Source organism: Streptomyces nidicola (assembly GCF_050106155.1).
Classification (GTDB): domain Bacteria; phylum Actinomycetota; class Actinomycetes; order Streptomycetales; family Streptomycetaceae; genus Streptomyces.
In genome coordinates this window covers 3,785,654-3,812,038 of record NZ_JBNBPI010000001.1, presented here as the reverse complement: position 1 = coordinate 3,812,038, position 26,385 = coordinate 3,785,654, and the positions used below count along the sequence as shown (strand labels likewise).

Genomic DNA, 26,385 nt, shown 5'->3' with positions numbered 1-26,385 from the left:
GACGCTGCGGTGCGTATCACGAATACGCCAATCGACCACGGGCTGTCACGGCCGCGTCATCCGCAGGACATCGAGCGCCTCGTCGAGTTGTTCGACGGTGAGGTCGCCGCGCTCCACGTAGCCGCCGTCGAGCACGACTTCACGGATGGTGCGCCGCTCGGCGAGCGACTTCTTGGCGACCTTGGCGGCCTCCTCGTAGCCGATGTACTTGTTGAGCGGCGTGACGACGGAGGGGGAGGACTCGGCGTACTCGCGGGCGCGTTCGCGGTTGGCGGTGATGCCGTCGACGGTGCGGTCGGCGAGCAGCCGGGACACGTTGGCGAGCAGCCGGATGGACTCCAGCACGTTCTTGGCGATCACCGGGAGCATCACGTTCAGCTCGAAGTTGCCCGCGGCGCCGGCCGCCGCGACCGTCGCGTCATTGCCGGTGACCTGGGCCGCGACCATCAGCGTCGCCTCGGGAATGACCGGATTCACCTTGCCCGGCATGATCGACGAACCGGGTTGCAGATCGGGGAGGTTGATCTCCGCGAGCCCGGTACGGGGTCCGGAAGCGGCCCACCGCAGATCGTTGGCGATCTTCGTCAGGCCGACGGCGATCGTCCGCAGCTGGCCGCTCGTCTCCACGATCCCGTCGCGCGCGCCCTGCGCCTCGAAGTGGTCGCGGGCCTCGGTCAGCGGCAGCCCCGTCGCGCGCGCGACCTCGGCGATGACGGCGGCCGAGAAGCCGGGCGGGGTGTTGATGCCCGTGCCGACCGCGGTGCCGCCCAGGGGGAGTTCGGCGAGGCGGGGGAGCGAGGCGGTCAGCCGCTCGACGCCGTAACGGACCTGCGCCGCGTAGCCGCCGAACTCCTGGCCGAGAGTCACCGGTGTCGCGTCCATCAGATGCGTACGCCCCGACTTCACGACATCGGAGAACTCGGCCGACTTCCGCTCCAGGGACGCGGCCAGGTGTTCCAGGGCCGGGATCAGATCGTGGGTGACGGCCGCGGTGGCGGCGATGTGGATGGACGAGGGGAACACGTCATTGGACGACTGCGAGGCGTTCACGTGGTCGTTCGGGTGCACGTCGCGGCCCAGGCGCTCGGTGGCGAGCGTGGCCAGCACCTCGTTGGTGTTCATGTTCGACGACGTACCGGATCCGGTCTGGAACACGTCGATCGGGAACTCGTCGTCCCAGCGGCCCTCGGCGACCTCTGCGGCGGCCGCGGCGATCGCCTCGGCGATGTCCTTGTCGACCACCCCGAGCTCCGCGTTCACCGTCGCCGCCGCGCCCTTGATGCGGGCGAGGGCCTCGATGTGGGCGCGCTCGATGCGCTGCCCGGAGATGGGGAAGTTCTCCACGGCGCGCTGCGTCTGGGCCCGCCACTTCGCGGCGGCGGGCACGCGGACCTCGCCCATGGAGTCGTGCTCGATGCGGTAGTCGCCGTCGGTCTCGCTCGTCCCAGGTACGTCGCTCATACCAGGTACAGCGAATACGACGGCGGGGTTGTTCCGCAGCGCCGGAACAACCCCACCATCGTGTGACGCCGACTGGTTACGAGAGGCCGGGGCCGCGCACCGGGATGTGCGTGAAGGTCGGCTCGGGCGCCGGGTTCTGGAAGAAGTCGTTGCCCTTGTCGTCCACGACGATGAACGCCGGGAAGTCCTCGACCTCGATCTTCCAGACGGCCTCCATGCCGAGCTCCTCGTACTCGACGACCTCGACCTTCTTGATGCAGTCCTGCGCGAGACGCGCGGCCGGGCCGCCGATGGATCCGAGGTAGAAGCCGCCGTGCGCGTCGCACGCGTCGGTGACCTGCTTGGAGCGGTTGCCCTTGGCGAGCATGACCTTGGAGCCGCCCGCGGCCTGGAACTGCTCCACGTAGGAGTCCATGCGGCCGGCCGTGGTCGGGCCGAAGGAACCGGACGCGTAGCCCTCGGGGGTCTTCGCCGGGCCCGCGTAGTACACGGGGTGGTCCTTCAGGTACTGCGGCATCTCCTCGCCGGCGTCCAGGCGCTCCTTGATCTTGGCGTGCGCGATGTCGCGGGCGACGACGAGCGGGCCCGTCAGGGAGAGGCGGGTCTTCACCGGGTGCTTGGCCAGCTCGGCGAGGATCGCGTCCATCGGCTGGTTGAGGTCGATCTTGACGACGTCGCTCGACTCGTCCTCGGAGAGGTGCTCGTCGGTCGTCTCCGGCAGGAAGCGTGCCGGGTCCGTCTCCAGCTGCTCCAGGAAGACGCCCTCGGCGGTGATCTTCGCGACGGCCTGGCGGTCGGCGGAGCAGGACACGGCGATGGCGACCGGGCAGGACGCGCCGTGCCGCGGCAGGCGCACCACGCGCACGTCGTGGCAGAAGTACTTGCCGCCGAACTGCGCGCCGATGCCGATCTTCTGCGTCAGCTCGAAGACCTTGTCCTCCAGCTCCTTGTCCCGGAAGCCGTGCCCGAGCTCGGAGCCCTCGGCCGGGATCTCGTCCAGGTAGTGCGCGGAGGCGTACTTGGCGGTCTTCAGGGCGTACTCGGCGGAGGTGCCGCCGACGACGATCGCGAGGTGGTACGGCGGGCAGGCCGCCGTGCCCAGGGAGCGGATCTTCTCCTCCAGGAACTTCATCATGGAGGACTCGTTCAGTACGGCCTTCGTCTCCTGGTACAGGAACGACTTGTTGGCGGAGCCGCCGCCCTTGGCCATGAAGAGGAACTTGTAGGCGCCGCCGTCCGTCGCGTAGAGCTCGATCTGCGCGGGGAGGTTGGAGCCGGTGTTCTTCTCCTCCCACATGTTCAGGGGCGCCATCTGCGAGTAACGCAGATTGAGATTCTGATAGGCGTCGTAGATGCCCTTGCTGAGGGACTTCTCGTCCTCACCTTCGGTGAGGACGTTCTGCCCGCGCTTGCCCATGACGATGGCGGTGCCGGTGTCCTGGCACATGGGGAGCACGCCCGCGGCCGCGATGTTGGCGTTCTTCAGAAGGTCGAGCGCGACGAACTTGTCGTTGCCGGACGCCTCGGGGTCGTCGACGATGCGGCGCAGCTGCGCGAGGTGGGTCGGGCGCAGGTAGTGCTGGATGTCGTGGATGGCCTCTTCGGCGAGCTTGCGCAGCGCCTCCGGCTCGACCTTCAGGAACGTACGGCCGTCCGGCCCCTCAGCGGTGGAGACACCCTCCGAGGTCACCAACCGGTACGTGGTGGGGTCCTCACCTTGGGGAAGCAGATCGGTGTACGCGAACTCAGGCATCTCGCCCATTCCTCACTCGACAGAGACAGCAGCTGGCATCCGTTGGCAGCGCCAACCAGCGTAGAACCTGGTCGGGCGGCCGAGCCTGTGAGGTAAGGCTCAGTTGGCCCTCTGGCGGTCCGGGACGGGGGGTGTCGCGATCTATCGCGTTTCGGTACTCTGCTGTCGTGGACCTTCAAAAGCGCCCTTCGCAGCCCGCGCCCAGCGCTCCCGTGGCGGAGCCCACCGACCTGCGCGCGTCCGACGCCGACCGCGACCGGATCGCGGACATCCTGCGCGAGGCGCTCGCCGAGGGCCGGCTCGACGCGGAGGAGCACGCCGAGCGGATCGACGGGGTCTACCGCGCCAAGACGGTCGGCGAACTGGAGCCGCTGGTGCGCGACTTGCCGGGTGCTCACGCGCCGCACCGCCCCGCGCCCGACCCGGGCCCCGCCCCGAGCCGGCCGGCGCCCGGCACGGTCCCGGCGGTGGCCGACGAGAACCTGGTGGCGGTCCTCAGCTCCACGACGCGCAAGGGCCGCTGGCGGGTGGGCCGCCGCACGCACGCGTACGCGATCTTCGGCAACGTGGAGATCGACCTCAGCGAGGCGATCTTCGAGTACCCGCAGGTGTACATCAAGGCGGTCTCCGTGTTCGGCAACGTGGAGATCCGCGTCCCGGAGAACATCTCGCTGCGCGGCAGCGGCGCGGGCGTCCTCGGCAACTTCGAGGTGGACACGCTGGACGCGCGCGAGCCCGAGGCGCCCGTCGTGTACGTGGACGGGGTGGCGGTCCTCGGGAACATCGAGGCGAAGCCGAAGCGCGGCAAGCTCATCCAGAACCTGGAGAAGCACCTGCGCAAGCACCTCGGCTGACGGCCGCGCGCCGGTGACCGCCGGGCGGTGAACTCCCGTATGCGCCCTGGAACTTCCGTGCTTCGGAACTCAGTGCATAGGAGCCGACACAGCGGGTAGAGCTTGCTGCATCGTCGCCCGCTCGCGAAAGCCGTCGTCAGCCGTCGTCAGGAGTAGACCGTGCTGCACCCGCCGCATCAGTCCCTGCAGGTCACCGCCGTACCGCAGCAGCGCGAGCCAGTCAGGGGCAGGGATCAGGACGCTCCATGGCACACGGAGGCGGTGTGCAGGCGCGACGAGGCGGGACTCTTCTTCGCCCCTTCCAAGGAACCGACCGCCGCGCGTCTCGCGCGCGAGGAGGCGGCCAAGCGGGTCTGCGCCCGCTGCCCCGTCATGGTCGAGTGCCGGGAGCACGCGCTGCTCCAGCCGGAGCCGTACGGGGTGTGGGGCGGCCTCACCGCGGCCGAGCGCCGGGTGGTCCTGGCGAGGCGCCGCCGCCGCGACGTCGAGCTCAAGAAGGCCCCGCACACGGTGGCGGTCTGACGCAACCCCCGGGGCTCCGCCCCGGACCCCGCTCCTCAAACGCCGGAGGGGCTGGATTGGGTCAGTCGCCGACAGGGTCAGGACGCCTCAATCGCTGGCGGGGCTTGATTTATCAAGCCCCTGCGGCGATTGAGCAGCGGGGCCCGGGGCGGCGCCCCGAGGCGTCAACCCCGGACCCCCGCAACCTACTTGGCCCGGTCGAAGTCGATCGCGCTGTAGGCACGCAGCTTGCTCAGCCGATGCGTCGAGTCGATCTGCCGAATCGTCCCGGACTTCGACCGCATCACGAGCGACGACGTGTGCGCCCGCTCCGAGTCGTACCGCACCCCCCGCAGCAACTCGCCGTCGGTGATCCCCGTGGCGACGAAGAAGATGTTCTCGCCGGACACCAGGTCGTCCGTGGACAGCACACGGTCCAGATCGTGCCCCGCGTCGACCGCCCGCTGCCGCTCCTCGTCGTCCTTCGGCCACAGCTTGCCCTGGATCACACCGCCCAGGCACTTGATCGCGCAGGCCGAGATGATGCCCTCGGGCGTGCCACCGATGCCGAGCAGCAGGTCGACGCCGCTGCCCTCGCGTACGGCGAGGATCGAACCGGCCACGTCGCCGTCCGAGATCAGCTTGATGCGGGCGCCGGTCTCCCGGACCTCCTTGATGATCCCCTCGTGCCGCGGCCGGTCGAGGATGACCACGGTGATGTCCTCGGGCGCACGCTTCTTCGCCTTGGCGACGCGGCGGATGTTCACCGACACCGGGGCGTTGATGTCCACGTAGTCGGCGGCCTCGGGGCCCGTGACCAGCTTGTCCATGTAGAACACGGCGGACGGGTCGAACATCGTGCCGCGGTCCGCGGCGGCGAGCACGGCGATCGCGTTCGGCATGCCCTTCGCGCAGAGCGTCGTGCCGTCGATCGGGTCGACGGCGATGTCGACCTCGGCGCCGGTCCCGTCACCGATCCGCTCCCCGTTGAAGAGCATCGGGGCCTCGTCCTTCTCGCCCTCGCCGATGACGACAACGCCGTTCATCGAGACGGTGGAGACGAGGGCGCGCATGGCGCGCACGGCCGCGCCGTCCGCGCCGTTCTTGTCGCCGCGGCCCACCCAGCGGCCGGCGGCCATCGCCGCGGCTTCGGTGACCCGGACGAGTTCCAGGGCGAGGTTGCGGTCGGGGGCCTCGGAAGGGACCTCGAGTTCGGACGGAAGCTGGTGATGCTCGGTCATCGAGACGCACCTTTCTGTTCCGGGGTTCACCGGGGTTGTTCGGCTTCACCGGGATACGACGACGGCCGGACGAGGGGTTGGTATGGGAGGACTCTATCGTCAGTCCGACAATCTGAGCAGACCGCCCCACGGATGAGCGGGCGTGCGCATGCCGGACCGCGCGAATCCGGACCTCCCGGCAGAGATCATCCGGCGACCTGCGACGATGGGGCGCGTGGCAGCAAGAAACGGTAAGAAAACGGTCGGCAGCCTGGTCCTCTCGCTCGGCGTCTGTGTCGTCGCGGCCGGCGTGATCTACCTCTTCGTCCCGCACGACGATTCCGGGGAGCCGCAGGTCAAGCGCGTCGACTACAAGGTCGAGCTGTCGACGGCCCGCCGTGCGGCGCCGTACCCGGTGGCGGCGCCCACGGGTCTCTCGCACGACTGGAAGCCGACCTCCGTGCGCTACCAGGGCACTTCGAACGACGCGTGGCACCTCGGGTTCCTCGACCCGGACGGGCAGTACGTCGCCGTCGAGCAGGCGTCCGGAGCGTCGAAGGGGTTCATCAACAAGGTGAGCCAGGGTGCGTCGGCGACCGGTGACACGCAGCGGATCGGCGGCGAGACCTGGGAGCGCTACAAGGGCGAGAAGTACGACGCCCTGGTGCTGAAGCAGAAGGGCTCCACCACGGTGGTGACCGGCACGGCCGACTTCTCCCAGCTGACGAAGATGGCCGAGGCGCTGGAGGCGAAGCGCGAGAAGGTGTGACCGTTCCGTCCACCACGTCCACCACACACGTACGAGGAAGGGCCCCGGCCGAAGCCGGGGCCCTTCCTCGTACGTACGCGTATGCGCGGAACTCAGACGGTCGTGATGACCTGCTCCTGCTCCAGGCGCGGCGAGCGCGGGAACCAGGCGTCCTCGCCCGGCTTGCCGATGTTGATGACCATCAGCGGGGTGTGGTCGTCGTCCAGGAACTCCTTCTGGACGCCGGCGAAGTCGAAGCCGGTCATCGGGCCCGCGGCCAGGCCGGCGGCGCGCACGCCGATGATGAAGTACGCGGCCTGCAGCGTCGCGTTCAGCGTGCCGGCCTGCTCGCGGACCGGGCGCTCGGAGAAGAACATGTCCGCGATGCCCGGGGCGTGCGGGAAGAGCTGCGGCAGCTCCTCGTGGAACTCGTGGTCCGTGGAGAGGATCGCGACCAGCGGGGCGGTGGCGGTCTTCGGCTGGTTACCCTCGGCCATGTGCTTGACGAGGCGCTCGCGGGCCTCGGGGGAGCGGACCAGGGTGATGCGCAGCGGCGACTGGTTGAAGGCGGTCGGGCCGTACTTGACCAGGTCGTAGATCGCCGCGATCTGCTCGTCGGTCACGGGCTCCGAGGAGAACGTGTTCGCGGTGCGGGCCTCGCGGAACAGCAGGTCCTGCGCGGCGGGGTCAAGAACGAGAGACATGGATCAACCTTCTCGGTGCGACGGTCACGGCTGCGGCGATCCGTTCTGTCCGGATCGGCCCACATGGAAGACGGTACGCCGATGAGGTTCAACCTTCAACCAAACTCTTCGTGACCCTCTTCACAAGGGGGGCACGGGTGGGGGCGGCGGCGGGCGGTCGGTCGGCCCGGGGCGTCACTCCTCGTCGGCGCCCTCGGTCTCCCCGGCCTCCTCCTCGCCCTCCTCCGCGAGCGCCGCGTCCAGGCGGGCACGCGCGCCGTCCAGCCAGCGGCGGCACACCTTCGCCAGCTCCTCGCCGCGCTCCCACAGCGCGAGGGACTCCTCGAGGGACGTGCCGCCGGCCTCCAGGCGCCGTACGACATCGATCAGTTCGTCCCGCGCCTGCTCGTAGCCGAGCGCCTCGTCGGCCGGCTGTGCCGTCTTCGTAGCCATCCTGTTGTCCGTCCTCACGCTTCGGTTACTCGTACGGTGAATTCGCCCTCGGCGACGCGGGCCCGCAGCTCCTCGTCGCCCGCCACCTCGTCCGGGCCCCGCACCACGTGCCCGTCCGGCTTCTGCAGCACCGCGTAACCACGCTTCAGGGTGGCCGCGGGGGAGAGCGCGACCACGCGCGCGTGCGTGTGCGTCAGCTCCGACTCGGCGCGGTCGAGGAGGTGGCCGAGGGTGCGGCGGGAGCGCTCGGTCAGCGCCGCGATCTGTTCCTCGCGCTCGTCGACCATGCGGTGCGGGTCCTCCATCGAGGGCCGGGAGAGCGCCGCCGCGAGGCCCCGCTCCTCCCGCTCCAGGAGCGCCTCGACGCTGCGCCTGGCCCGGTCCCGCAGCCAGCTCACCCGCTCGTACTCCTCACCGACGTCCGGCACGACCTTCTTCGCCGCGTCCGTGGGCGTCGAGGCGCGCAGGTCGGCCACGTAGTCGAGCAGCGGGTTGTCCGGCTCGTGGCCGATCGCGGAGACGACGGGCGTACGGCAGGAGGACACCGTCCGCACCAGCTGTTCGTCGGAGAACGGGAGCAGGTCCTCCACGCTGCCGCCGCCGCGCGCCACGATGATCACGTCGACGTCGTCGATCGCGTCCAATTCCTTGACGGCCTGGACCACTTGCGGCACCGCGTGCACCCCCTGCACCGGTACGTTGCGCACCTCGAAGCGGACGGCGGGCCAGCGGTGCCGCGCGTTCTCCAGCACGTCGCGCTCCGCGGCCGAGGCGCGGCCGCAGACCAGGCCGATGAGCTGCGGCAGGAACGGCAGCGGCTTCTTGCGGTCGTCCGCGAACAGGCCCTCCGCGCCCAGCGCCTTCTTCAACTGCTCCAGGCGCGCGAGCAGTTCACCGACGCCGACCGGGCGGATCTCGGCGGCCCGCAGCGAGAGCTGCCCGCGCGGCGCGTACCACTCCGGCTTCGCGTGCACGACGACGCGGGAGCCCTCGCGGACCACGTCCGCCACCGCGTCGAACACCTGCCGGTAGCAGGTCACCGACACGGAGATCTCGGCCGACGGGTCGCGCAGCGTCAGGAACACGACGCCCGCGCCCGGTCTGCGGGACAGCTGCGTGATCTGTCCCTCGACCCACACGGCGCCGAGCCGGTCGATCCATCCCCCGATGAGCCGCGACACCTGCCCGACGGGCAGCGGTGCGTCCGCGGACGTGTTGACAGCCATGCCGTGAGCGTAGTCGCAGACACTGACATCGCAGGTGGCCCCGGGCGCCGGTGCCCCGTGCGGACGAGGCCCTGGGGACTCAGCCCGCCGTGCCGCCGTCCGCCGACGGCACGGCCGGCTCCCGGCCCCGTTGCACCGCGAGCACCACGAGGCCGATGACCAGCCAGATCGCGCCCACCACCTGCGCCGTCCGCGACGCCTCCACGATCACCGCGACGGTGATCGCCGCGCCGACGACCGGGATCAGGATGTGGCGCCACCAGCTCACCGCGCCCCCACGGCGGCGTACCGCGAAATACCCCACCACGCTCGCGTGCAGCAGCGTGAAGGCCGTCAGGGCGCCGATGTCGACGACCGAGACCAGGTGGTCCATGCCGTCGTCCCGGCTGGCCGCCCACACCGCCGCGACGAGCGTGATCACCGCTGCGAGCAGCAGCGCCACCCGCGGCACCCCGGAGTACGTACGCGAGAGCGCCTTCGGCAGCCGCCGGTCGCGGGCCATCGCGAAGAGCAGCCGCCCGGCCGCCGCCTGCCCGGCGAGCGCCGCGAACGCCGCGCCGATCGCCTTGCTCACCGCCACCAGGTCGTGCAGCCACGAGCCCACGGACGCGTCCACGGCGTCGTAGAAGGCGCTGCCCTGCTTACCGGGGTCGGCGGCGAGCTGCGCCGACGTGGTGGGTTCGAGCAGGGCGACCAAGTAGGTCTGCGCGACGAACAGCACACCGGTGAAGACGAGGCAGAACAGCACCGCACGCGCGACCTTCGCCGAGCCCCCGGTGACCTCCTCCGCGAACGACGCGATGGCGTCGAAGCCCAGGTACGACAGGACCGCCACGGACACCGCGCCGATCACCGCCGACAGCGCGAACGCGCCCTGCGTGCCGTCGCCCGTCAGCGGGGACAGCCAGTCGCGCTGCGGCCCGTCCGTGGCCAGCACCACGACCGCCGAGACCACGAAGACCAGCAGGACCACGATCTCCAGCGCCAGGACCGCGAACCCGACCCGCGCCGCCGCCCGCACGCCCCACAGGTTGAGCAGCGTCGTGATCACCACCGCGAGCGCCGTCCACACCCACTGGGAGACCGAGGGGACGAGCGAGTTCATCGCGATCCCGGCGAAGAGATACGCGACCGCCGGGATCAGTACGTAGTCGAGCATCGCCATCCAGCCCGCGATGAACCCGGGGCCCTTTCCGAGACCCGCGCGCGCGTAGGCGAAGACCGAGCCCGCCTGGGGGGCCACCTGCACCATCTGTGCGTAGCTGAATGCGGTGAACGCCATCGCGATCGTCGCGACGATGTAGACGAGGGCCACCGCACCGTGCGATTTCGCGTCCAGGGTGCCGAAGACGCCGACGGGCGCCATGGGGGCGATGAAGAGGAGCCCGTAGACCACGAGGTCCCGGAAGCCGAGACTGCGCCGCAGGGCGGTCTCTTCTTGTGTGATGTCGGCGGACATGGTGCCTCCGTAGCTCTCGTGCAGCGCGCAGAACCCAGTCTCCCCACCGGGACGATCTTTGGCCCCCTGGGGTCGCCCTTACGATGGGGGACATGACTGCAACGCCTGGCTCCCGCCGCGTCCTGCTCGCCGCCCCCCGGGGTTACTGCGCCGGTGTGGACCGTGCCGTGATCGCCGTCGAGAAGGCCCTCGAGCAGTTCGGGGCGCCCATCTATGTCCGCCACGAGATCGTGCACAACAAGTACGTCGTGCAGACCCTGGAGAGGAAGGGCGCCATCTTCGTCGAGCAGACGGAGGAGGTCCCCGAGGGCTCCATCGTGATGTTCTCGGCGCACGGTGTCGCACCGACCGTCCACGAAGAGGCCGAGCGCGGCAAGCTCGCCACCATCGACGCCACCTGCCCCCTGGTGACCAAGGTCCACAAGGAGGCGATCCGCTACGCCAAGGACGACTTCGACATCCTCCTGATCGGGCACGAGGGCCACGAGGAGGTCATCGGCACGTCCGGCGAGGCCCCCGAGCACATCACGCTCGTCGACGGCCCCGAGGACGTCGCCAAGGTCGAGGTCCGCGACCCGGAGAAGGTCGTCTGGCTCTCCCAGACCACGCTCTCCGTCGACGAGACGATGGAGACCGTCGACGCCCTCAAGGGCAAGTTCCCGGGCCTGATCTCGCCGCCCAGCGACGACATCTGCTACGCCACCCAGAACCGTCAGCTCGCCGTGAAGCAGATGGGCGCCGAGTCCGACCTCGTCATCGTCGTCGGCTCGCGCAACTCCTCGAACTCCGTGCGGCTCGTCGAGGTCGCCAAGCTGGCCGGCGCCAAGGACGCCCACCTCGTGGACTACGCCTCCGAGATCGACGAGTCCTGGCTGGACGGCGTCACGACCGTCGGCGTCACCTCCGGCGCCTCGGTCCCGGACGTCCTCGTCGAGGAGGTCCTGGAGTACCTGAAGCAGCGTGACTACGCGGACGTGGAGATCGTGAAGGCGGCCGAGGAGTCGATCACGTTCTCGCTGCCCAAGGAGCTCCGCCGCGACCTGCGCGCGGAGGCGCGGTCGCTGGTTGGCGAAGCCGGAGAATCCGCTTCCAAGGAGTGACTGTCGGTCTCCCGTCGTAACGTGGAGTCATGCAGATCTTCGGTGTGGACATCGGTGGATCCGGGATCAAGGGCGCCCCGGTCGACCTGGAGCGCGGCGATCTCGCCCAGGAGCGCCACAAGGTGCTGACCCCGCACCCGGCCACGCCCGAGGGCGTGGCCGACGGGGTCAAGCAGGTCATCGACCACTTCGCCGACGTGCGGCCCGACCGGGTGGGCATCACGTTTCCCGGCGTCGTCACCGGCGGTGCCATGGTGCGCACGGCGGCGAACGTCGACAAGAGCTGGGTCGACGTGGACGCGCGGGCCCTGCTGAGCAAGAAGCTCGGCGGGCTCCCGGTCACGGTGCTCAACGACGCGGACGCCGCGGGCGTCGCCGAGATGCAGTTCGGCGCGGGCCGCGGCCGCAAGGGCACCGTGCTGCTGCTCACCTTCGGTACGGGCATCGGGAGCGCCCTGTTCACCGACGGCGTCCTCGTGCCGAACACGGAACTGGGCCACCTGGAGCTGAACGGGCACGACGCGGAGAAGCACGCCTCCACGAAGGCGCGCGAGGACCACGACCTCAGCTGGGAGCACTGGGCGCACCGCGTGCAGAAGTACCTGGCGCACGTGGAGATGCTCTGCTCGCCCGAGCTGTTCATCATCGGCGGCGGGATCAGCCGCAAGGCGCACAAGTTCCTGCCGCTGATCAAGGGCATCAAGGCGGAGATCGTCCCGGCCGAGCTGCAGAACAACGCGGGGATCGTGGGGGCGGCGATGACGGCATCGCGCGCGTAGCGCCTGCCTCGCTCTACGGGAGTCGGCTGCGCGGGGGTCTCGGCTACGCGGTACGGCGGCGCGGTCCCGGCGCCTGGGACGAGGACTGGGGCGAGGACTGGGGCGAGGGCTGCGCGCCGGAGCCGGACGGCTGCCGGCCACCGGCCCGCCGCACCGCGGCCCGCCGGGCCATGAGCCGCACCTTCCGTACGGTCACGAGCACGCCGGTGATGAGCGTCCCGCCGTACAGCCAGATCGCGTTCATGGCGAGCGTCGTCGCGAGCCCCATGAACTGCTGCCCGAAGCCCCCCGTGCCCTCGGAGATCGGCACGATGCCGACGGCGAACGCGATCGGCACCACGACCGGCGCCGTCACCAGGTCCGCGCCCCGCACCCACACCGCCGTGAGCCCGCTGACGAGCAGGAACAGCACGCCGTAGAAGGCCGGGGCGCCGCCGAACAGCAGCTGGTCGAGGAATCCGACGACCAGCATCGCGGCGATGCAGAACAGTCCACTGCCCCGCCCCGTGAGCCGTGGGTTCGGGAAGCGGAGGGGGCGGCGCCCGGGAGTCGGACCCCCACGGGCGGCGCGGTACACGGTGGCGGACTCACCGGACGGCACGGCGCCGTCCTGGCCGCCCTGCGCCTGCGGCGGCAGCGGGGCCGTGCGGCGGGGCCTGGCCTGCGGGGGACGCGTCCTGGGTTGCTCCACAAGCCCAACATAGATGCGCTTATGTGCCCAATAGGCCAAGGGACACGCCCTTTGGCAGAGCTTGACCGCACTTGGCGCAAGTCTGTCGGGTTCGGCGAGGCCGTAGACTGGTGGACTGCCCAGCCCCACACCCACCCACACCACGTACGGGAAGTCGCAACGTGTCGCTCACGATCGGAATCGTCGGTCTGCCGAATGTCGGCAAGTCGACCCTGTTCAACGCCCTGACCAAGAACGACGTGCTCGCGGCCAACTACCCGTTCGCCACGATCGAGCCGAACGTCGGCGTGGTCGGCGTGCCGGACGCCCGCCTCACGAAGCTGGCGGAGATCTTCTCCTCCCAGAAGGTGCTCCCGGCCACGGTCGACTTCGTCGACATCGCGGGCATCGTGCGCGGCGCCTCCGAGGGCGAGGGCCTGGGCAACAAGTTCCTGGCGAACATCCGCGAGTCCGACGCGATCTGCCAGGTCATCCGCGCCTTCCAGGACGAGAACGTCGTGCACGTGGACGGCAAGGTCGAGCCGAAGAGCGACATCGAGACGATCAACACCGAGCTGATCCTCGCCGACCTCCAGACCATCGAGAAGGTCCTCCCGCGCCTCCAGAAGGAGTCGCGCATCAAGAAGGACATCGCCCCGAAGGTCAAGGCGGTCGAGGCGGCCAAGGAGATCCTGGAGAAGGGCGAGACGCTCTTCTCGGCGGGCATCGTCCAGGGCTCGGGCAACGAGGAGCTCCTCCACGACCTGCACCTCCTCACGACGAAGCCCTTCCTCTACGTCTTCAACGTGGACGAGGACGAGCTGACGGACGACGAGTTCAAGGCCGAGCAGCGCGCCCTCGTCGCCCCCGCCGAGGCGATCTTCCTCAACGCCAAGCTGGAGGCGGACCTCGCCGAGCTCGACGACGAGGAGGCCCTCGAACTCCTCCAGTCCGTCGGCCAGGACGAGCCGGGCCTCGCCACGCTCGCCACGGTCGGCTTCAACACCCTCGGCCTCCAGACCTACCTGACGGCAGGCCCCAAGGAGTCCCGCGCCTGGACCATCAAGAAGGGCGCCACGGCCCCCGAGGCGGCCGGTGTCATCCACACCGACTTCCAGAAGGGCTTCATCAAGGCCGAGGTCATCTCCTTCGCCGATCTGGTCGAGACGGGCTCGGTCGCCGACGCCCGCGCGGCCGGCAAGGCGCGCATGGAGGGCAAGGACTACGTGATGCAGGACGGCGACGTGGTGGAGTTCAGGTTCAACGTGTAGCGGACGCAGTTCCGTGGATGCGCGGAACCGACAAACGCGCAGTGCAGATGGGGCCGCCCCGGTTTCGGGGCGGCCCCATCTGTGTGTCCGGGCCGGGCGAGTGGTCAACGGCGGTTGATGCGGCAGGAATTGGCCCACTCGCCTGTGAGGCGGCGGCGTCCGTGCGGTGACGGGGTGGTGAAAGCGCAGTGGTGTCGGCGGTGCCTTCCCCCGCGGGACCTGGGGCGTCGGGTGCGCAGGGGGTTCCGGCGTCTGTGTGGGGTTCGAGGAGACGGTAGGGCCTGATTTCTTCGCCTGCGGCAGGAGTTCGTTGACACCCCGGGTCGCTTGTCGTGAGCATCACAGGCGACCAACTGGGGGTAATCATGCGCAAAAGACAACGGGGTTCCATAGCCTCGCGCCGGTCGAGGATGCTCGCGGGGGCCGTCCTCGGGCTCCTGTTAGCGGGGGCGGTCACGGCCCCGCCCGCGGCGGCCGCCTCGCCAGAGCCGTCGGGGAAGACGGAGGTCCGGGCGACGCTCCGCGTACTCGACGACCTTCCCGCCTCCTCGTTCTCCGCACCCCGCGTCGATGACGACGGCCTGTCCGCACCGCCCGCCAAGAAGTTCTTCGCGCGGGACTCCTCCGGGGGATCCGCCACACAGGAGCCCGAGGACGGGGGCGGCGCAGGAACCTTGGCCGATCCGCCGGTGCCTTCTCCCTCGCAGTCGATCACGCCGGAGGAATGCCTCGGCCACGACAGCTCGTTCTCCGGCAGGGGCTGGGCCAAGGGGCGGTTCGCCAGCTGCCAGGGGAAGCGCCTGTGGGTGCAGAAGGTGGACTGCCTCATCGGTTCGTGGTTCTGCAGCGTCGCGGGCAACGCCTACGCCGATATGGCCGTCATCCACTACACGAAGAACGACAGCGACTTCCGGGACGTCCTGGAGGTCACCTACGTCGGGAACTGGCGCGTGGCCGGCGACGTCAGCGGCGTCCCTCTGACGATCGGCAGCACCTGCGACGTGACCTCCGGCGGCGGCTCGTGCACCCGCGACGTCGGCGGCACCACACGCCCGGTGGACAGCTGGGTCGCCCAGGGCACCTCCTTCGAGTACGCGAGCTTCGCCCAGGACGGCGGCGCCGCCCCGAACGCGCTCGCCACCGCGGACCTGCGGTGGGTCGCCACCGTCGTCAGCGACATCGGGCCGAGCACCCAGCGCAGCGACCCCAGCCAGGCGCGCTGCGACCGCGCGAGCTACCTGCTGCGCTCGGGTGCCGGACAGGGCTGCGTGTTCCCCTGGGCCCCGACGCCGACCTGGACCGTCGACAAGACGGAGAGTCCGCAGACCGCCCAGAACATCTGGGAGGCCCAGAACACTCCCGGCACCACCCAGCCGCCGTCGAGCCGGCCCAAGGCCATCCCCACGGTGCTGCACCGCTCGGCGAACGCGACGGAGATCCGGCGCCACCGCGGAGTCGCCACCCGGGCCTGCACCAACTTCTTCCCGGGCAAGTACCCGGCGCCGAACACCGACTGCGACGAGTACCCGATGGCCTCGACGCGGGAAGGCGCGGTCAACAAGGCGGACGGCGTGCGCGACTACGTCGTCAAACCCATCAACCGCACCGACAACCAGGACGCGGGCACCGATCTGAACCGCTTCTACGCGGCCCAGCGCATCATGGGCAGCGACGGATGGAACGACGCCTTCCAGGTGCGCGTCCCATGAGTACGACCTTCCTTCCGGCAGCCGGAGGGGAGCAGCCCTGACCGCGCGGTGGCGGAGGGCGGCCACGCCGGCCGCCCTCCGCCACCGCGCAACCTCATGCCCAGGGAGGCCACCCGTGTCGACCGCCCACGACGACACTGCCACGCCAGGCCCGCGCGCCCCTCTCGCCCGTGCGGCCGGACTCGTCCTCGTCGAGCACCGCGTCTTCCGGCTCAGCGACCCGCACTCGGGCCCGCTGCGCCCCGCCCCCGCACCCACCGAGGACACCCCCGTCACCATCGGCTCGGGCCCGGACCTCGCCGTCTTCCTCAGTGCCCTGGAGGACGCGGACGTAGCGGCCGTACTCGAACTGTGGCAGGCCCCGGGGCCGGAGCCGGAAGGGCCGTGGGACCTACAGGTCTCCCACGAGATCGAGGTGGCGGGACCCGAACTCGCCCTGGTCTCCGGGGTGTCCGCACTCGGTGCGGACTGCGTGCTGCCCGTCCCGGCCGGCATCTACACCCTTCAGGCCCGCTGCCGCGGCCGCGCCGCTGCCCGCGAGGCCTTCGAGGCCTGGCTCACCGCGGACGACGAGGACGACCTCGACCCGGAACCTCCCACGGGCCTCGAACACTGGCATCTGCGCCTGCACCCCTGCCGGTAGAGCGGCGCGCCGTCGCCAGGCCTGCCGTGCCCACCAGGAGCAGCACCACGATCGTGCCCAGCGTGAAGGTCTCGAACGTGGTGCGGGAGACGCCCCAGACGGCCATGAAGTCGTAGTCGATGCCGAAGACGGACTCCAGGACGCCAGGGAAGAGGGCCGACCAGGAGCCGACCAGGATCCAGGCGTAGACGAGAACCGCGCAGGCCATGAAGCCCCGGTTGCCGAACGGGACTCGGTAGGGGCGGGGGACCTCCGGGCGGCGTACGCGCAGGACGACCAGGGCGGGGACGACCAGGAGGTAGGAGAGGAGAAGTGTCGTCACCGCCACCGTCAGGACCACGCTGAAGATCGCGCCCGTGTCGCCCTTCACCAGTTGCATCGCCGCGAGCATGAACACCGTGGCCACCGCGCCGGAGAGCAGGTTCGTGCGGACCGGGGTGCCGAGCTTCGGGTGGAAGGCGCCCAGCGCGCGGCTGAAGAAGCCGCCGTCGGCCGCCGCCATCGCCTGCATGCGGTCGCTGACGATCATCCACGCGCTGCCCTGCGTGAGGAGGGCGAAGACGAACATCACCGCCGTGGTGGTGAGGAGGGGGCCTGCCGCGGGGCCGTAGACGCCGAAGACCAGGCGGACGCCCTCCATGAAGCCGCCGATCCCGGTGACCTTGTTCGCGGGGACGACCGCGAGGAGCGCCAGGACCGGGAGGAGGTAGCAGGCCGCCGCGATCGTCGCCGAGCGGCCCAGCGCCGCGGGGACGTCGCGCTGCGGGTCGTGCATCTCCTCGCCCGCCGCGTTCGGCGCCTCGAACCCTACGTAGGCGAAGAGCAGGATCGGGACGAGGGCGAGGAAGCCGGCTGTCGTCGGGGCGAAGTGGGCCTGGGAAAGGCCCTGGAAGCCGTGTTCCGCCCCGTACAGGATCGCGGTGATCGTGAAGAGCGCCAGCGACAGGACCTTCACCGCAGCGCCCGCCGTCGTGATCCACTTGCCGCGGCTGAGCGAGACGATCGCCGTGAGGATCGCGATCCACACGAAGAGCAGCTTGAACGTGTAGTCGGCGAACGTTCCCGAGCCCAGGTGGAAGACGAAGCCGTCCCAGGTCTCGGCGGCCAGGAAGACCAGTGAACCGCCCAGCCAGATCGGGTTCGTGACCCAGTAGAAGAGCGTGGTGAGGGCCGCCGCCGGGCGGCCGAGGGCCAGTTTCACCCAGACGTACGGGCCGCCCTCCTGCGGGAACGCGGCGCCGGTCTCCGCGAACAGCAGGGCGTAGGGGAGCAGGAAGAACAGGGCGATCGCGGCGGTCCAGGTGGCCGCCTCGCCCCCGCCGGTGGCGATCTGGCCGATGGTGTCGAAGGAGATCACCGCGGCGACGGCCATGGCGGTGATGTCGAAGCGCTTCAGGCTGCGCTTCAGGTTCGAGTTCGAGTCCGGCGTGGTGTCGTGCGGCTTTTGTGGTGCTGCGGAGGGGCTGTTCGTGGGCACGGGCAGGTCCTAAGGCGGGAGTCGGGGACTGCGAGCTGAGGCGTGCGGGTGTGCGGGGTGCGGGCGTGACCACGTGCGGGCCGGGGCCCGGCGGTGCGTGCCGCCGGGCCCCGTACTGTCACGCCTCCCGGATCTCTCCGGAGGCGTCCGTGCGCTCCAGTACGCCGCGCAGCGCCGAGGCCACCTCCTTGGTCTCGGTCTCCGTCATGATCAGCGGCGGGGACAGGACCAGGCTGTGCGCGGAGTCGCGGACGATGACGCCGGTCTCGCGGCGGATCACGTCGTGCGGCATCCGGTCGGGGTTCAGGGGGAGCGGGGCGCGGGTGGCGCGGTCGGCCACCAGTTCCACCGCGAGCATCATGCCGACCGAGCGGATCTCGCCGACGATCGGCAAGTCGCCGAGCTGGGACTGGAGTTCGCCGTGCAGCGTCGCGCCGATCGTCTTCGCCCGCCCCAGCAGGCCCTCCTTCTCGATGACGTCGAGGTTGGCGAGGGCGACGGCGGTCGCGACGGGGTGGCCGTTGTACGTGTAACCCATGGGGAAGCCGTGGTCCCGGAGCAGCACCTCGGCGACCTGGTCGGCGACCATCAGCGCGCCCAGCGGCACGTAGCCGGAGGTGATGCCCTTGGCGGTGACGATGATGTCGGGCGTGACGCCGAAGTACTGGGCGGCGAACCACTCGCCCACGCGCCCGTACGCGGTGACGACCTCGTCGAAGATGAGCAGGATGCCGTGCCGGTCCAGGACCTCGCGCACGCGCGGCCAGTAGTCGGCCGGCGGGACGAGCATGCCGCCGACGCCCATGATGGGCTCGCCGATCATCGCCGCGATGTTCTTCGCGCCGATCTCCGCGATGCGCTCCTCCAGCTCCCGGATGAGGAAGTCGGTGGGGTCCTCGCCGCCGTACAGCTCCGTGCGGTACGGCCACGGCGGCGTCAGGTGCGAGACGTGCGGCATCATCGGGGCGAAGCCCTCGTGGTACAGCGGGAAACCGGTGGCCGAGCCGCCGCCGTAGCCGATGCCGTGGTACGCCTTGTCGCGCGCCAGGATCCAGGTGCGGTTCGTGTCGCCGCGGCGGTGGTGGTAGTAGCGGGCCATCTTGATGGCGGCCTCGTTGCCCTCCGAGCCGCCGGACGTGAAGTAGACGTGGTTCAGCGGGTCCGGCGCCAACTCCGCGAGCCGGGCGGCGAGTTCGATCGCGCGGTCGTTGGAGAACTCCCAGAAGCTCGTGAAGTACTCGAGCTTCTTCATCTGCTCGTGGGCGACGTCCGCCAGGTCCTCGCGCCCGTGCCCGACCTGCGCCAGCCACAGGCCGCCGGTGGCGTCGAGGTAGCTCCGCCCCTCGGAGTCGGTCAGTCGGCAGCCCGACCCCTCGGTCATCACGACGCGCTCGGTGGCGCTGCCCGGAAGGTAGGGGTGGATGATGTGCGCCCGGTCGAGGTCGGCGAGCTGGTCTGCGGTCCGGTCTGCGGTGCGGCTCATGGTGTGGTCAAGCCCTTTCAGTTGAACGCGATCCACGTGGTCTTCAGGCCCGTGTACTTGTCGAAGGAGTGCAGGGAGAGGTCGCGGCCGTGGCCCGACTGCTTGAAGCCGCCGAAGGGGGTGAGCGGGCTGAGCGCGTCGACGGTGTTGACGGAGACGGTGCCCGCGGTCAGGGCGTCGGCGACGCGGTGCGCGCGCCCGATGTCCCGCGTCCATACGGAGGCAGCCAGGCCGTACGCGGAGTCGTTGGCGAGGCGGATCGCCTCGGCCTCGTCGCGGAACGGCAGGACGGCGAGGACCGGGCCGAACAACTCCTCGCGTACGAGCGGGGATTCGGGGGCGAGACCGGTGACGACCGTCGGGTCCAGGTACGCGCCCTCGCGGTCGGGCCGGGTGCCGCCGCATGCGAGCGTGCCGCCCGAGGAGCGCACCGCGGCGAGCACCCGCTCCACCTGCGCCTCGTCGACCAGCGGGCCGATCCGGGTCGCGGGGTCGAGCGGGTCGCCGGGGACCCAGGCGCGGGCGTGCTCGGCGACGCGGGCGGTGAACTCCTCGGCGATCGAAGCCTCCACCAGGAGCCGGGTGTTGGAGGAGCAGACCTGCCCGGCGTTGTACGAGAAGCCCCACGCGGCGCGTTCCGCGGCGGCCTCCAGGTCGGCGTCGGCGAAGACCACGTTGGGGCTCTTGCCGCCGGCCTCGGGCCACACCTGCTTCATGTTCGACTCGGCGGAGTAGCCGAGGAACTTCCTGGCCACGGCGGTGGAGCCGGTGAAGACGAGGGTGTCGACGTCCGGGTGCAGGCCGAGCGCGCGGCCCGTCACCTCGCCGGGGCCGGGGACGACGTTCAGGACGCCGTCGGGAAGACCGGCCTCCGTGGCGAGTTCGGCGAGGCGGAGAGCGGAGAGCGGCGACTGCTCGGCGGGCTTGAGCACGACGCTGTTGCCCGCCGCGAGCGCGGGAGCCAGCTTCCAACTCGCGATGTCCAGCGGGAAGTTCCAGGGCACCACCGCGCCGACCACGCCCAGCGGTGCGCGTCGCACCAGGGCGAGATTGCCGGGCGGGGCGGGCGCCACCTCGTCGTACAGCTTGTCGATGGCCTCGGCGTACCAGGCGAAGACGCCGGCGGCGCCGGGCACGTCGGTGCCGTACGACTCGGCGATCGGCTTGCCCATGTCGAGGGTGTCGCAGAGGGCGAGCTCCTCGCCGTTGGCCTCGATCAGGCGGGCCAGCTCCAGGAGGACGCGCTTGCGTTCGGCCGGGTCGGCGCGCGACCAGCGGCCGTCCTCGAAGGAGGCGCGGGCGGCGGCCACGGCCCGGTCGACGTCGGCGGCCGAGGCGACCGCGACGTCGGCGACGGTCTTGCCGGTGGCCGGGTCGACGGTGGGGAGCCACTCCCCGTCCGAGGGGTCGGCCCACGCTCCGTCGATGTAGAGGCGGGTGCGGGGTGCGAACTCGGCGGCGCGCTGCCGCCAGTGCGAGTGCGTCGTCATGCGGTGACCTTCGATTGCGTACGGCACGGGGCGTACGGGAGCGGTCTGTGCGAGAGCGATCCGGCCGGGACCGCGGCGAGATCTTTGAAGTTGGATTCAAACAATGCGTCAGCGGCCCGTCAATGGGTTCCGCGTGATCGGCTTGATTTCCTTGAACTCGGTAACAGAGAATTAACCGCATGGGTAAACCGGGGAGACCGAAGAACCAGACCGCGCGGCGCGAGGCGCTCGTGGACGCGGCGGGGCGGGCCATCACGGAGCGTGGGCTTCAAGGGCTGCGGATCAAGGACATCGCGGCGGAGGCCGGCATGTCCGCGGGGTCGGTCCTCTACTACTACCCGGAGCTGGACGAGCTGGTCCTGGAGGTGCACCGGGGGGCCGTCGAGCGCTATCTGGCCGCGCGGCACGAGGTCACCGACGAGGTGGCCGACCCGGTGGCGCGGCTGCGGGCGCTGATCGCCTCCGGGCTGCCCTCCGCCCCGGACGACGCGACGCACGGGCTGCTCTACGAACTGCACGGCCGGGCCGACCGCAGCCCCGGACACGCCGAGCTGATGGCCTCACTGTTCGCCGGCGAGGTGGGCCTGTACGTCACCGTGCTCGAAGTGGGCGCCGCGACCGGGGTGTTCACGTTGGCGGGGCCCGTGGGGGACCTGGCCAGGAACCTGGTCGCGCTGGAGGACGGCTACGGGCTGCACATCGTGAGCCGCAACGCCGGGCTGACGCGGGCCGAGGCGCAGCGGCTCATACGTGTCCATGCGCGGGCGGTCACGGGCTGCGCCGACCTGTGACGCCTTGATGCCTCACGTGGCGTCGGCGTTCTCCCGCAGTACGTCCATCACCGCGCGGGACCGGGCGCTCTGCGTCATGCCGCCGAGCGACGCGATCCTGACCTCCAACGGCCGCCCGGCGTCCCGGAGTTCGAGCTCCGCGATCTCGCCCCCGCCGTAGGTCAGACCGGTCGCGGGGCGCTGGTTGAGCACGGAGTAGCCGAGTCCGCGGGCCACCATGGAGCGCACGGTCTCGTAGCTGCGGGTGCGGTAGCGGACGTCGGGGGCGGTGCCGGTGGCGGCGACGAGGGAGCGGAAGTAGTCGCGGCTGTGCGGGAGGTCGAGGAGGACGAGCGGCTCGGCGGACAGGTCGGCGAGGGAGACGCTGCCCCGGCCGGCGAGGGGGTGGTCGGCCGCGACGATGACGTAGGCGGGGGCGCGGGCGATCGTCTCGCTGCGCAGCTCCGGCTCGGTCGACAGGCCCAGGTCGTACGTGAGGGCGAAGTCGATACGGCCCGTCGTCAGGGCCTCGACGAGTTCGTCGGCCTCCGCCTCCACCACGTCGATCTCGATGCCCGGGTGGCGGCGCGTGCACTCGCTGAACAGGCGCGGCAGGTAGTACGGGGCCAGGGTGACGAAACAGCCGACCGTCACGGGGCCCGACAGCTCCGCGCCGTCGCCGCGCGCCTCCCGCTCGACCTCGCGCGCGCGGGCGAGGAGGTCACGGCCCTGCGCCCGCAGCCGCTCCCCGGCGGGGGTCAGGGTCAGTCCCCGGCCCCTGCGGCGGATGAACAGCTGCACCTGGAGGTCGCGTTCCAGGTTGTGGATGGCGGCGGACACGGCGGACTGCGCGATGTGCAGCTCCGCGGACGCCTCCGTCATCGAGCCGCGTTCGGCCGCGACCAGGAAGTAGCGCAGCTGAACGAGCGTGAAACCGAGCGGAGACGTCATGCGGGACCTCGTGCCAGATGAACCGGGTGCGTGCCCGAGACTCTAAGCGGCGCTCTCCTCCCGTACCGAGGAGGCCGACTCCCGTACGTCCTCGGGGTGCAGCAGCGCGGAGCCCGCCGTCTCCTTCAGGGACAGCGCCGCGACGAGCCCGCCCACGGCGAACACCATCAGGTACGGGCCGGGCACCAGCGTGCTCCCGGTCGCCGAGATGAGCAGCGTCATCAGGTACGGCACGGTGCCCGCGAACAGCGCCGCCGTCACGTTGTACGAGATGGAGAGCCCGCTCTGCCGGGTGCGCGTGGGGAAGACCTCCGCCGACCACACCGCGTACGTGCCGAGGATCGCCGCCAGGATCGCGCCGAGCGCGAGCCCGCCGATCCAGGTCCCGGCCATCCCGGTCCGCATCAGCCAGAACGCGGGAGTCGATACGACCAACAGCGCCGCCGTCGCCCCGATGAACACCGGCTTGCGCCCCACCCGGTCGGACAGCGCGCCGAACAGCGGCACGAGCACGAGGCCGAGCAGGGAGATCACGGTGGAGAGCAGGGCCGCGCTGTCGGCGGAGTGGCCGAGGTGGTCGGTCTCGTACGTGACGAGGTAGGTGAGGACCGCGTAGAACGGCACGTGCATGGCCGTCATCAGGCCCGCCGCCTGGAGCAGTTGGCGCTTGTGGGTGCGCAGCAGCTCGCGGGCGGGGCTGCGCGGGACCGTGTCGTTCGCTTCGAGGGCCCGGTACTCCGGGGTGTCCTCGATCTTGTTACGGATGATCACGCCGATGACGCCGAGCGGCGCCGCGATCAGGAACGGGATCCGCCAGCCCCAGGAGGTGAGCTGCGCCTCGTCGAGCCCCGAGGACAGCAGCAGGAAGACGAACGAGCCGGCCAGGAAGCCGAGCAGCGAGCCGACCTCCAGCCAGCTCACGCCGAAACCGCGGCGGCGGCGCGGCGCGCTCTCGGCGAGGAAGCTGGCGGCGCTGCCGAACTCGCCGCCCGCCGCGAACCCCTGGAAGAGGCGGAGCACCACCAGGAGGATCGGCGCCGCGATGCCGATCGAGTCGTAGCCGGGGAGCAGCCCGATCGCCAGGGTCGCGCCGGACATCATGAAGATGACCAGGGACAGCGTGCGCTTGCGGCCGATCCTGTCGCCGAGCGGCCCGAAGACCAGGGCGCCGATCGGCCGGACGCCGAACGAGACCGCGAAGACGCCGAACACGGCGAGCAGCCCGGTCGTGCTGTCGTCGGCGGGGAAGAACACGGTCGCGACGGTGCCAGCGAGATACGCGTACGCCGCCCAGTCGAACCAGTGCACGAAGACGCCGACGGCCCCGGCCGCGACGCTCCTGCGCAGCGTCGCGACATCGGTCGGCACGTCGGTTCCGGACTGCTCGGTCACGGTCATGTCGTCGCCTCCTCGGATGGACCGGAGTCTTCGGACGGTCCGGCGCGGTCCACGCCCGTCCAGGCCAGCGCGACCGCCGCGTCGAGCAGCGCCCGCTCGGCAGTGCCGCCCACGCAGTACGCGGCGAACTCGTGCTGGTGGTTGGTGGCGGGCAGGGAGCCGATGCCGATGTAGGGGTGGATGGCGGGCACCACCTGCGACACGTTGCCCATGTCGGTGGAGGCGCGGTTCATGCGCGCGGCCTGTCCGGGCGGCGCGAACTCCCGCCCGAGATCGAGGGCGTTGGCGCGGTAGTGCGCGAGCGCGGTCTCGTCCGCGCGGAACTCCGCGTACGGCTTGCTCTCCGGTTCGATCTCCAGCTCGCAGCCGGTCGCGAGGGCGCCCGCCTCGAAGGCCCGCATGACGCGCGGCTCCAGCTCGGCGAGTTCCGCGAGGGTCTCGGCGCGCACGTACCAGCGGCCCGAGGCGCGCTCCGGGATGGCGTTCGGGGCGTCCCCGGCGTGGGTCACGACGCCGTGCACCCGCGCGGAGGACGGGAGTTGCTGGCGCAGCAGGCCGATGGCGACCTGGGCCACGGTGAAGGCGTCGGCCGCGTTGACCCCGGCCTCCGGGTAGGCGGCGGCGTGCGCGGACTTCCCGGTGTACGCGACCTTGGAGTGGCTGACCGCGAACGGCTGCGCCTCGGCGACGTCGACGGGCGCGGGGTGCGCCATCATCGCGAGGTCGACCCCGGCGAAGGCGCCCCGGTCGAGCAGCTCGATCTTGCCGCCGCCGCCCTCCTCGGCCGGGGTGCCGTAGACCTCCACGGTGAGCCCCAGGTCGTCGGCCACGGCGGCGAGGCCGAGGGCGGCGCCGACGGACGAGGCTGCGATGAGGTTGTGCCCGCAGGCGTGGCCGAGGCCGGGCAGCGCGTCGTACTCGGCGCACAGCGCGATCCGCCGCGGCCCGCTGCCGAACGAGGCGTGGAACGCGGTGTCCAGGCCCAGGTACTTCGACGTGACGTCGAATCCGGCCCGGTCGAGCAGCTCCGGTACGGCGGCGGCCGCCCGGTGCTCCTCCCAGGCGGTCTCCGGATCGGCGTGCAACTGCTCGGACAGGGCGATCAGTTGACTCGCGTGCCGGTCGACCTCCTTGCGGGCGGCGTCCTTGACGGCACTCATCGTTCGTCCCCCGGAACGCCGTACGAGGGCGAGCTCGCCGGGTCGAGGCCGCGCGTCACGTAGTCGTCCCGCTGCGGCAGCCATACGTCGAGGAGTTCGCCGAGCCGGTCGATCGGGTCGTCCGCCCAGTCGATCCGCAGGTCGGTGACCCGCCAGCCGACATCGGCGACGACCGCCAGACCCGCCGAGTGCACCGGGCCCTCCTCGCCGCCCGCCGCGACGGCGGCCTTCATGGCGGCCATCAGCCGCTCCTCCAGCTCGCCGGTGGCGTCCGCGTACGCATCGAGGAGCACGCCGGGGATGTGCTTGCCGGAGAGCATGTTCCCCGCCGCGACGGCGCCTTCGGCGGTGGCGCTCGCATACGTGCCGAGGGTGTGCGGGCCGCTGTACGCGAAGCCGGGGCCGGTGCGGCCGAGAACGGTCAACTGCCGGTAGGCGATGGTCTTTTCGTGGCGCGGGTCGCCCGTGACCCCGGCGAGCGCACGCTCCGCGTCGCCGTGTTCGGCGAGGGCGTCGAGCAGGCTCGTGCCGAGCGTCGGGTCGGTGATGTTCTGCGAGCTCGCCGCGCCGACGCCGGGCCGCAGATGGGCGATGCGGGCGGCGACCGCGGGGCTCGACGAGCTGCCCGCGATGCCGAACCGCTCACCGTCGCGTACCACCAGGGAGAACGTCATGCCCGCGCCTCCTTCGCGCCCTTCGGGATCACCGCGACCGCGTCGATCTCGCACAGCCACTCCGGGCGGGCGAGCGCCGAGACCACGATGCCGGTGGAGATGGGGTGGACGCCCTTGGTCCAGCGGCCGACCGTGCGGTACACGGCCTCCCGGTAGCGCGGGTCGATCAGGTAGATCGTCAGCTTGACCAGGTGTTCCATCCGGCTGCCCGACTCCTCGAGCAGCATCTTGATGTTCGCCATGGCCCGCTCGGCCTGCGCCTCCGCGTCGCCGACGCCGACGTTCTCGCTGGTGTCGAGGTCCTGGCCGATCTGGCCGCGGACGTACACCGTGTCTCCGGCGACGACGGCCTGGCAGAGGTCGTTGTCGAGGTTCTGCTCGGGGTAGGTGTCGCGGGTGTTGAACGGCCGGATCCGGGTGTGCCCGCCGGCCACGATCGGGGCGTTGGCCAT

25 protein-coding genes are annotated in these 26,385 nt (G+C 70.9%); 9 read left to right on the top strand and 16 right to left on the bottom strand.

Annotation, left to right across the window (positions count from 1 at the left end; genetic code table 11):
- Positions 1-45: 45 nt before the first annotated feature.
- Together ACOKM3_RS17205 and ACOKM3_RS17200 are read right to left on the bottom strand one after the other, a co-directional pair.
- A complete protein-coding gene (locus ACOKM3_RS17205; protein ID WP_426901432.1) occupies positions 46-1,461 on the bottom strand; it encodes a class II fumarate hydratase in 1,416 nt (471 codons plus the stop codon).
- Positions 1,462-1,537: 76 nt separating this feature from the next.
- Positions 1,538-3,214, bottom strand: a complete 1,677-nt coding sequence (locus tag ACOKM3_RS17200; protein ID WP_426901430.1) for a fumarate hydratase — start codon at positions 3,212-3,214, stop codon at positions 1,538-1,540.
- 167 nt (positions 3,215-3,381) lie between these two features.
- On the opposite strand from ACOKM3_RS17200, the gene ACOKM3_RS17195 reads away from it, so the two are divergent.
- Both ACOKM3_RS17195 and ACOKM3_RS17190 read left to right on the top strand, forming a co-directional pair.
- Positions 3,382-4,068 (top strand): DUF1707 SHOCT-like domain-containing protein, encoded by a 687-nt coding sequence (locus ACOKM3_RS17195; RefSeq protein WP_328632504.1) that lies wholly within the window; start codon positions 3,382-3,384, stop codon positions 4,066-4,068.
- A gap of 159 nt (positions 4,069-4,227) precedes the next feature.
- On the top strand, positions 4,228-4,590 hold the full coding sequence (locus ACOKM3_RS17190; RefSeq protein ID WP_426901428.1) for a WhiB family transcriptional regulator: 363 nt from the start codon (positions 4,228-4,230) through the stop codon (positions 4,588-4,590).
- A gap of 185 nt (positions 4,591-4,775) precedes the next feature.
- Here the strand turns inward: ACOKM3_RS17190 and glpX are convergent, their stop codons facing one another.
- Complete coding sequence (gene glpX / locus ACOKM3_RS17185) at positions 4,776-5,810, bottom strand: class II fructose-bisphosphatase (protein ID WP_266713611.1); 1,035 nt, start codon at positions 5,808-5,810, stop codon at positions 4,776-4,778.
- 205 nt (positions 5,811-6,015) lie between these two features.
- Between glpX and ACOKM3_RS17180 the strand changes: the two genes are divergently transcribed.
- A complete protein-coding gene (locus ACOKM3_RS17180) occupies positions 6,016-6,558 on the top strand; it encodes a DUF4245 domain-containing protein (RefSeq protein WP_426906814.1) in 543 nt (180 codons plus the stop codon).
- Positions 6,559-6,650: 92 nt separating this feature from the next.
- Here ACOKM3_RS17180 and ACOKM3_RS17175 read toward each other — a convergent pair whose 3' ends face one another.
- From ACOKM3_RS17175 to ACOKM3_RS17160, 4 genes are all read right to left on the bottom strand, one after another.
- On the bottom strand, positions 6,651-7,241 hold the full coding sequence (locus ACOKM3_RS17175) for a malonic semialdehyde reductase (RefSeq protein WP_426901426.1): 591 nt from the start codon (positions 7,239-7,241) through the stop codon (positions 6,651-6,653).
- 174 nt (positions 7,242-7,415) lie between these two features.
- Positions 7,416-7,673: an exodeoxyribonuclease VII small subunit gene (locus tag ACOKM3_RS17170; protein WP_426901424.1), complete on the bottom strand. Its 258-nt coding sequence runs from the start codon at positions 7,671-7,673 to the stop codon at positions 7,416-7,418.
- Between the two features lie 14 nt (positions 7,674-7,687).
- On the bottom strand, positions 7,688-8,899 hold the full coding sequence (gene xseA / locus ACOKM3_RS17165; protein WP_426901422.1) for an exodeoxyribonuclease VII large subunit: 1,212 nt from the start codon (positions 8,897-8,899) through the stop codon (positions 7,688-7,690).
- A gap of 79 nt (positions 8,900-8,978) precedes the next feature.
- Entirely contained in the window at positions 8,979-10,358 is a 1,380-nt protein-coding gene (locus tag ACOKM3_RS17160; protein ID WP_426901420.1) for an APC family permease, read from the bottom strand.
- Positions 10,359-10,441: 83 nt separating this feature from the next.
- Between ACOKM3_RS17160 and ACOKM3_RS17155 the strand changes: the two genes are divergently transcribed.
- On the top strand, positions 10,442-11,458 hold the full coding sequence (locus ACOKM3_RS17155) for a 4-hydroxy-3-methylbut-2-enyl diphosphate reductase (RefSeq protein WP_426901418.1): 1,017 nt from the start codon (positions 10,442-10,444) through the stop codon (positions 11,456-11,458).
- A 29-nt stretch (positions 11,459-11,487) separates the two neighbouring features.
- A complete protein-coding gene (gene ppgK / locus ACOKM3_RS17150; RefSeq protein ID WP_426901416.1) occupies positions 11,488-12,237 on the top strand; it encodes a polyphosphate--glucose phosphotransferase in 750 nt (249 codons plus the stop codon).
- A 43-nt stretch (positions 12,238-12,280) separates the two neighbouring features.
- On the opposite strand, the gene ACOKM3_RS17145 is transcribed toward ppgK, so the two are convergent.
- Positions 12,281-12,928, bottom strand: a complete 648-nt coding sequence (locus tag ACOKM3_RS17145; protein ID WP_426901414.1) for a DUF6542 domain-containing protein — start codon at positions 12,926-12,928, stop codon at positions 12,281-12,283.
- A gap of 161 nt (positions 12,929-13,089) precedes the next feature.
- On the opposite strand from ACOKM3_RS17145, the gene ychF reads away from it, so the two are divergent.
- From ychF to ACOKM3_RS17130, 3 genes are all read left to right on the top strand, one after another.
- Positions 13,090-14,178 carry a redox-regulated ATPase YchF gene (gene ychF, locus ACOKM3_RS17140; RefSeq protein ID WP_426901412.1) on the top strand — a complete coding sequence of 363 codons (1,089 nt, stop codon included), beginning with the start codon at positions 13,090-13,092 and terminating at the stop codon, positions 14,176-14,178.
- Positions 14,179-14,543: 365 nt separating this feature from the next.
- Entirely contained in the window at positions 14,544-15,887 is a 1,344-nt protein-coding gene (locus ACOKM3_RS17135) for a NucA/NucB deoxyribonuclease domain-containing protein (RefSeq protein WP_426901410.1), read from the top strand.
- Between the two features lie 115 nt (positions 15,888-16,002).
- On the top strand, positions 16,003-16,530 hold the full coding sequence (locus tag ACOKM3_RS17130; protein WP_426901408.1) for a hypothetical protein: 528 nt from the start codon (positions 16,003-16,005) through the stop codon (positions 16,528-16,530).
- Here the strand turns inward: ACOKM3_RS17130 and ACOKM3_RS17125 are convergent.
- The 3 genes from ACOKM3_RS17125 to ACOKM3_RS17115 form a co-directional block, all read right to left on the bottom strand.
- Complete coding sequence (locus tag ACOKM3_RS17125) at positions 16,445-18,007, bottom strand: APC family permease (protein ID WP_426901406.1); 1,563 nt, start codon at positions 18,005-18,007, stop codon at positions 16,445-16,447. The genes ACOKM3_RS17130 and ACOKM3_RS17125 overlap by 86 nt on opposite strands.
- 118 nt (positions 18,008-18,125) lie before the next feature.
- On the bottom strand, positions 18,126-19,490 hold the full coding sequence (locus tag ACOKM3_RS17120) for an aminotransferase family protein (protein WP_426901404.1): 1,365 nt from the start codon (positions 19,488-19,490) through the stop codon (positions 18,126-18,128).
- Between the two features lie 17 nt (positions 19,491-19,507).
- Complete coding sequence (locus ACOKM3_RS17115; protein ID WP_426901402.1) at positions 19,508-20,980, bottom strand: aldehyde dehydrogenase; 1,473 nt, start codon at positions 20,978-20,980, stop codon at positions 19,508-19,510.
- 179 nt (positions 20,981-21,159) lie between these two features.
- Between ACOKM3_RS17115 and ACOKM3_RS17110 the strand changes: the two genes are divergently transcribed.
- Entirely contained in the window at positions 21,160-21,771 is a 612-nt protein-coding gene (locus ACOKM3_RS17110; protein WP_426901401.1) for a TetR/AcrR family transcriptional regulator, read from the top strand.
- A gap of 12 nt (positions 21,772-21,783) precedes the next feature.
- Here ACOKM3_RS17110 and ACOKM3_RS17105 read toward each other — a convergent pair whose 3' ends face one another.
- The 5 genes from ACOKM3_RS17105 to ACOKM3_RS17085 are packed head-to-tail and all read right to left on the bottom strand — an operon-like array spanning position 21,784 to position 26,385.
- Positions 21,784-22,701: a LysR substrate-binding domain-containing protein gene (locus ACOKM3_RS17105; RefSeq protein ID WP_426901399.1), complete on the bottom strand. Its 918-nt coding sequence runs from the start codon at positions 22,699-22,701 to the stop codon at positions 21,784-21,786.
- A gap of 42 nt (positions 22,702-22,743) precedes the next feature.
- Positions 22,744-24,099, bottom strand: a complete 1,356-nt coding sequence (locus ACOKM3_RS17100; RefSeq protein WP_426901397.1) for an MFS transporter — start codon at positions 24,097-24,099, stop codon at positions 22,744-22,746.
- Positions 24,096-25,259 carry a M20 family metallopeptidase gene (locus tag ACOKM3_RS17095; RefSeq protein WP_426901395.1) on the bottom strand — a complete coding sequence of 388 codons (1,164 nt, stop codon included), beginning with the start codon at positions 25,257-25,259 and terminating at the stop codon, positions 24,096-24,098. The genes ACOKM3_RS17100 and ACOKM3_RS17095 overlap by 4 nt, the downstream gene beginning before the upstream one ends.
- A complete protein-coding gene (locus ACOKM3_RS17090; protein ID WP_426901393.1) occupies positions 25,256-25,933 on the bottom strand; it encodes a DUF1028 domain-containing protein in 678 nt (225 codons plus the stop codon). The genes ACOKM3_RS17095 and ACOKM3_RS17090 overlap by 4 nt, the downstream gene beginning before the upstream one ends.
- Complete coding sequence (locus tag ACOKM3_RS17085; RefSeq protein WP_426901391.1) at positions 25,930-26,385, bottom strand: RidA family protein; 456 nt, start codon at positions 26,383-26,385, stop codon at positions 25,930-25,932. The genes ACOKM3_RS17090 and ACOKM3_RS17085 overlap by 4 nt, the downstream gene beginning before the upstream one ends.